Source organism: Ruminococcus sp. CAG:330 (assembly GCF_000437175.1).
Lineage (GTDB): Bacteria > Bacillota > Clostridia > Oscillospirales > Ruminococcaceae > Ruminococcus_C.
Genome location: NZ_FR898007.1, coordinates 1 through 6537, shown reverse-complemented (window position 1 = coordinate 6537; position 6537 = coordinate 1). Strand labels below are relative to the sequence as shown.

The window sequence follows — 6537 nt, the reverse complement described above, 5'->3', positions numbered from 1 at the left end:
CCGCCGCTGCTGTCGCTGCCGGCGATAGTGAGTACGGGATAGCCTCTCATACCTGCGCCCCGCTTTTCTGAAAGACCTTTGTCAGCTCGAATAGATTGCGGGCTGCCTGTGTGATGTCCGGTTGTCCGAAGATGGCGGATACCACAGCGATGCCGTCCGCTCCGGAAGAATAGAGGTGGGGAAGATTTTCTGCCGTAATTCCGCCGATGGCGACTATGGGAATGGAAACTGCTTTTCGAATGGCACACAGCTTTTCCAAGGTTAGGGGCGTTGCATCGGATTTGGTTGCCGTTTGGAATACCGCACCGCAGCCGATATAATCCGCACCCTCTGCTTCGGCACGAAGCGCCTCCTCCACGGAGTGGGCACTGGTGCCGATGACAGCGGAATCTCCCAGGATTTCCCGTGCCTTTTTCAGCTTCATGTCCCGCTGCCCCACGTGTACGCCGTCCGCACCCAGCACACGTGCTGCTTCTACATTGTCGTTGATGATGCAGGGAATGCCGGCGTTGCGGCAGATGTTGACGAGAGGGTAGGCGATCTGGATCAGGCGCTGTGTTGTGCAGTTCTTTTCCCGAATTTGCAGCATGGTGATGCCGCCGTCAATGGCTGCACGGACGTTTTCTGTGAGCTTGGCGCTTGGTTCTGTGATGGCGTATAACTGGAATGCCGATGGGGATAGTTTCATGTTGGAGTTCCTCGCTTTCCTCAATTCTTTGGGCAACGCTGTGTAAAACCGTCAGGCTGGCTTTGTGCAGTGCTGCGAAGTTCCTATGATTATGATAAAAGAAAAATGAGCACGCCTTCGTGGCATGCCCATTGCAATGATGTGCATGGTTCCCTACGTTGGCATTACCCAAATCAGGTATGGTCGAAACGTCTGCGTTTCCTCTCAGCCTGCGCATAGCAAGCTCCCGTGTTTTTTGTTTTGTTATCGCTTATCGGATTTCCCAGACCGTGCGGGCAGATGCACGCATACGCCGGAACAGCGGCGCAAAGTATTCCAGAACGGCAACATACTTATCAACAAAGGAGACCACGAAGCTCTCCTTGTATTGCGGACGCTGTCTGGAGATTGGCCACATGTGGTGGACAATGATGTCCTTTTCCATGGCGTTGAGAGAGAAGCGCATAGAGGCATTGAGCAGTGCAAGCTTCGGGTGAAATGTCAGGTGTGAGATCTGGTTGGGTGCCTGTTCCCGATCGTACTCGCTGGTCTCATAGAAATAGAGATCGTGGAGCAGACCGGCACGTGCCGCAGAAACTGCATCCCAGTGGAAACGCCGGCAAAGCCAATAGCTGTAATAAGAGACGTTCAAACTGTGCTGAAATCTTGTGGTATGCACATGGTGACGGAATTGCTTCAGACGCTGAACCTCGTCGTGCTCCAAAAGATCGGAGACAAGAACATAGTAGGTTCGGGCGGTCAGTTCTTTTTTGGAACCGGTTGCATGCAGCATGCAGTACATCATCCTTTCCATTGCACCGGTGCGAAGCAGGCGAGAGCGTTCCAAAGGCTCTTCCTGCGGATCTGTGCGCAGCGGTTTCAAAAATTTTGTGCACCGCTGACTTTCTATCTAGTAGTGTAGCAGATTTTTTTGTTTTTGTCAAGTGAAATGCGAGAATTCTAGGAAAATCCGCTGGACAATCCGGAGGCGATATGCTATACTGAATACAGTGCCGATGCAGGCAGCATTTTGTCAATGAGGAGGAATTTCATGTGATTGCCTTATCCAATCGGCAGAAGGGGACGCTTTGTATCATCCTGTCTGCCTTTTGTTTTGCCTGGATGAACGCCTTTGTCCGGCTTGCCGGCGATCTGCCGTTTATTCAGAAGAGTTTTTTCCGGAATCTGGTTGCACTTACCTTTGCGCTGGTGATGCTTCTGCGCCAAAAGGGAAAATTTTTGCCCCGGAAAGGCGCACTGCCGTACCTGCTGATTCGTGCAGCTGCCGGAACGACGGGGATTCTCTGCAACTTCTACGCCATCGATCACCTGGCGCTCTCGGATGCCTCGATCTTGAATAAGATGTCGCCGTTTTTTGTCATTCTGTGCTCGTGGCTGATTCTCAAGGAGAAGCTCACGTGGCAGCAGGGGATGATTGTGCTGGGGGCGTTTGTGGGAAGCTTGTTCGTCATCAAGCCCAGCTTTTCCAATGCGGCATTGTTTCCGTCGCTCATCGGTCTGCTGGGCGGACTGGGTGCTGGCGTTGCCTATGCCATGGTGCGGAAGCTGGGGCAGATCGGCGAGAATAAAACGTATATCGTCTTTTTCTTCTCGGCGTTTTCCTGTGTGGTGACGCTGCCGTATCTGCTGCTTGCCTATGAGCCGATGACATGGAAGCAGCTGTTGATTCTGGTGATGGCAGGGCTTTCCGCTGCCGGCGGACAGTTCGGAATCACATCCGCCTACTGCTACGCACCGGCAAAGGACATCTCCGTCTATGATTATACGCAGATTCTGTTTGCTGCCGGACTGGGGTTTCTGCTGTTTGCCCAGATTCCGGACTGGATGAGCCTTGCGGGGTATCTCATTATCATCACCATGGGAGTGCTCATGTTTTTGTACCAGCGGAGAGACGGAGAAAAGGAAAAGTCTGCTTGAGAATGTTTTTCTTTTGTTCGCCGAAAATTCATGAAAAGCACGGCACAGCATGATATACTATTTCTAATGAGAACGATTACTATTTGAGAACGATTCAACTTTTAACATCGGCGTTTGCCGGAAGGAGGAAATCTTATGTTACAGACAATTCCAGATTCCAAGGCGATTTTTTATATTGGTGTAGATGACAAGACCATTGACCTGTTTGAGAGCCAGTATTCCGTCCCCAATGGTGTTTCGTATAATTCCTATGTGATTCAGGACGAGAAGCTTGCCATTATGGACACGGTAGATCCGGCAGCAACGGAACAGTGGATGGAAAATCTGATGGAGGTGCTGGGCGACCGCCAGCCGGACTATCTGATTATTTCCCACATGGAGCCGGATCATGCGGGAAGCATTGGCATTCTGACTTCTGCATATCCGGAGATGACGCTGGTAGGCTCGGCGAAAGCGTTGGCAATGCTGCCGAATTTTTTCCGGCAGGTACCGACAAATCCGACCATTGCTGTAAAAGAGGGGGACACTCTCTCGCTGGGCGAACACACCCTGCATTTTGTCATGGCACCTATGGTGCACTGGCCGGAGGTCATGGTCAGCTATGAGGAGAAGGAGCAGGTGCTCTTTTCCGCAGATGCGTTCGGCAAGTTTGGCGCACTGGATACCGATGAGCCGTGGACGGATGAGGCACGGCGGTATTACATCAACATTGTGGGAAAATACGGCGCGCCGGTGCAGACGCTTCTGAAAAAAGCAGCCGGATTGCAGATTCGCACGATTTGTCCGCTGCACGGGCCGATTTTGAACGGCGACCTGACACCTTATTTGCAGAAGTATCAGACTTGGAGCAGTTACCAGCCGGAGGAGAGCGGTGTGCTGGTGGCATATGCCTCCATTCACGGGAACACCGCAAAGGCAGCGGAATTTCTGTCGGAACAGCTCTGGGAGCTGGGCGAGCAGGTGACTGTGCTGGATCTGACACGCTGCGATATGTCAGATGCGGTGCAGGCTGCGTTCCGGTATGATCGGATGGTATTGGCAGCGGCCAGCTATGACGGCGGTGTTTTTCTGCCCATGGAGGAATTTCTGCTGCACTTGCAGGCAAAGGCGTTCCAGAACCGCACTGTGGCACTGGTGGAAAACGGCTCCTGGGCACCCTCGGCAGCCAAGAAAATGCGGTCGTATCTGGATACGATGAAGAACGTGACAGTGCTGGATACGACAATTACCATTCGTTCTGCGGTGAAGCAGACGGATGAAACAGCACTTTGCGAGCTGGCAAAGGCGGTGCATGAGGCTGCAAAGAAATAAATCAGCTTGAAAAAAGCCGGCAGGGGGTGGATTCCTCTGCCGGCTTTGGTGAGATTGGAACAAGTTTTCAGTTTCGCTTTGCTGCCTGAATATAATAGGTAATACGGGACATCAGCTGCTGCGGAACAAAACGGGAGGCGAAGATGCCGAGCTGGTTGAGCATGCCGGGGATAATGATCAGTTTTCCGGTGAGTACGCCAAACACCGCTTCTTTTGCCACATCTTCGGCGCTCATTGCCTTGACACGGAACCGCACGCCGGCACGGTCGTTGAACTTGGTGTCCACAGGGCCGGGGCAGAGCAGGCTGATGGTCACACGGCTATGCTGGTGGCGCAGCTCCTCAGCGATGGCGAGAGAAAGACGCACCACATAGTTTTTGGAGGCGTAGTAGCTGGAGAGCAGCGGACCGGTGAGAAATCCGGCGCTGGATGCCACGTTGAGGATTCTGCCGCTGCCACGCTTCTGGAAGTCCCTGAGAAACAGCTTGGTTAAAATGTGCAGCGCACGGATATTCACCTGAAGTAGTTCCAGTTCCTGCTGCAAGTCGGTTTCCGTAAACTCGCCGAACACGCCGAATCCGGCGTTGTTGACCAGCACATCAATGCGCTTGCCGCGGCAAAATTCGTATAGGGCAAACGGCGCCTGATCTTCGGCGAGATCCAGCGCAATGATCTCTGTGGGAACGGGGAGCATCTGCTGAAGCTCCTCCAGTGCTTTTTGGTTTCTGCCGGTAAGCACCAGTGCCCAGCCCCGGCGGCTGAATTCCATGGAAATGGCACGTCCGATGCCGGAGGTTGCGCCGGTAATCAATGCTCTCATCATAAAACAAAACTCCTTTCGGTGGATGATATGCTTTTCTTTACTATACCATAAACGGCGGTCGAAATCAATTCTTTTGGCGCACTTTCTGAAAATTTGAAAAAAATTTCGGGAAGGTATGGACTTATTCGCAAAAGTGTAGTATAATAAGATACATATCTGGGAATTTTCCGGCGGGGATCAGTTCTCGCCGAAGTTTCCACAAAGACGGTCGGCTTTCGGCTGTCGGAAATGATTTCGGAGGTATCAGAACATATGTCAAAATGGAAAAAAATCGTGGCTGGACTGATGGCCACTGCAATGGTTGGCTCCCTTGCTGCGTGCGGCAGCAATACTGCCTATGCGATGACCATCGATGGAATGCAGGTAAAGGCAGGCGTATACATCTACTTTGCATACTCCGCTTATTCTGAGGCAGTCAGCACGCTGCAGTCCCAGAATTCTGAGCTGGACACTTCGGACAATGATGTGGTCAAGGCGCAGAAAATCGACGGCAAGGACACAGAAACCTGGATCAAGGACAAGACGCTGGAATATTGCCAGCAGTATGTGGCAGTAGAACAGAAGTACAGCGAGCTTTCTCTGGAACTTTCGGATGAGAGCAAGACAGAGATCGACAACACGCTGAACAACTTCTGGGACACCAACTCCAAGACCTTTGAGGCAAACGGAATTTCTAAGGAGTCTGTGAAGCTGGTGCTGGAAAACACCTACCACACCAACGACCTGTTCCTGTACTACTATGACATTGACGGCGAAGAGGGCGTTACCGAGGATGAGCTGAAGGAATACTACATCGACAACGATGCTCGTGTTCGTTATATCAAGATTGATCTGAAGGACGGCAACGGCGATCTGCTGAAGTCGGATGCCAAGGATGCAATGCTGGAGCAGGTAAATGGCTACCTGAAGCGTGTGGAAGCCAAAGAGGGCGACGAAGAGGCAATGCTGGATGAGATGGATGCCATCCAGACGGATTACAATGCCTATGTGACTTCCATTTCCGAGGAGGCTGCTGCGGAAACTGCTACTTCGGCAACCGATGAGAACGGCAACGAGATCGCAGCGACTACCACAACAACCGCTGCAACCACGACCATGGCAGAAACAACTACCACCGCAGTTACAGAGGAAGACAGTGCAGCTGCAACAGAAACTGCCGGCGCAGATGAAGCTGCGGAAACTACAGCAGCAGAGGAGTCTGCTTCGGAGGAAACCGCTACAGAGGCAACCACTGGCGAATCCGATGGCAGCGGGGAAACTACCACTACCACATCGAAGTACGCCAATGAAACTATCATTGCCAAGGTGACCACAAACGAAAAGACCAAGGAAGAGGACATCACCTATACTCCGTCGAAGAAGGCGTATGACTATATCTTTAATGATGCCAAGCTGGGCGTGCCGGCTGTGGTAGAGGATGATGAGGCATGCTATCTGGTGCTGCGTCTGGACATTGAAGAGAGAATGACGGACGATGATCTCTGGTCGGATACGCAGAAGACCTCTGTAGTAACCAGAAAGTACAGTGATGCCTTTGAGGATATGCTGGATCAGTGGTGCGATGCACAGACGGTAGAGAAGAATGATCGTGCAATCAAGCGCTATGATGCATTTGATCTGGACTTTAGCTCGAAATAAGCGAGTCTATCATCCGTGAAATAAGAGAAAATGGAGCTGCCTGTGGCTGTATTAGCTGCGGGCAGCTCTTTTTTGATTGAGAATTGTATGAATTGCACAAAGAATCACTTCAAAAGTTTATGGTTATTTTCTTGACAAAGGCGAATGAATGTGATATAAT

6 protein-coding genes and 1 riboswitch are annotated in these 6537 nt (G+C 51.6%); of the genes, 3 read left to right on the top strand and 3 right to left on the bottom strand.

Going from position 1 to position 6537, the window contains the following annotated elements:
• Positions 1-46: 46 nt before the first annotated feature.
• Complete coding sequence (gene thiE, locus QZL66_RS02070) at positions 47-688, bottom strand: thiamine phosphate synthase (RefSeq protein WP_022410104.1); 642 nt, start codon at positions 686-688, stop codon at positions 47-49.
• Positions 689-821: 133 nt separating this feature from the next.
• Positions 822-928: riboswitch (TPP riboswitch) on the bottom strand.
• Between the two features lie 10 nt (positions 929-938).
• On the bottom strand, positions 939-1460 hold the full coding sequence (locus tag QZL66_RS02065) for an HD domain-containing protein (protein WP_022410103.1): 522 nt from the start codon (positions 1458-1460) through the stop codon (positions 939-941).
• 260 nt (positions 1461-1720) lie between these two features.
• Here QZL66_RS02065 and QZL66_RS02060 point away from each other — a divergent pair, with 260 nt between their 5' ends.
• On the top strand, positions 1721-2605 hold the full coding sequence (locus tag QZL66_RS02060) for a DMT family transporter (protein ID WP_022410102.1): 885 nt from the start codon (positions 1721-1723) through the stop codon (positions 2603-2605).
• 135 nt (positions 2606-2740) lie between these two features.
• Entirely contained in the window at positions 2741-3916 is a 1176-nt protein-coding gene (locus QZL66_RS02055) for an FprA family A-type flavoprotein (RefSeq protein ID WP_022410101.1), read from the top strand.
• Positions 3917-3983: 67 nt separating this feature from the next.
• Here QZL66_RS02055 and QZL66_RS02050 read toward each other — a convergent pair whose 3' ends face one another.
• A complete protein-coding gene (locus tag QZL66_RS02050) occupies positions 3984-4739 on the bottom strand; it encodes an SDR family NAD(P)-dependent oxidoreductase (protein ID WP_022410100.1) in 756 nt (251 codons plus the stop codon).
• A gap of 252 nt (positions 4740-4991) precedes the next feature.
• On the opposite strand from QZL66_RS02050, the gene QZL66_RS02045 reads away from it, so the two are divergent.
• On the top strand, positions 4992-6377 hold the full coding sequence (locus QZL66_RS02045; RefSeq protein ID WP_022410099.1) for a hypothetical protein: 1386 nt from the start codon (positions 4992-4994) through the stop codon (positions 6375-6377).
• The last annotated feature ends 160 nt before the right edge of the window (positions 6378-6537 follow it).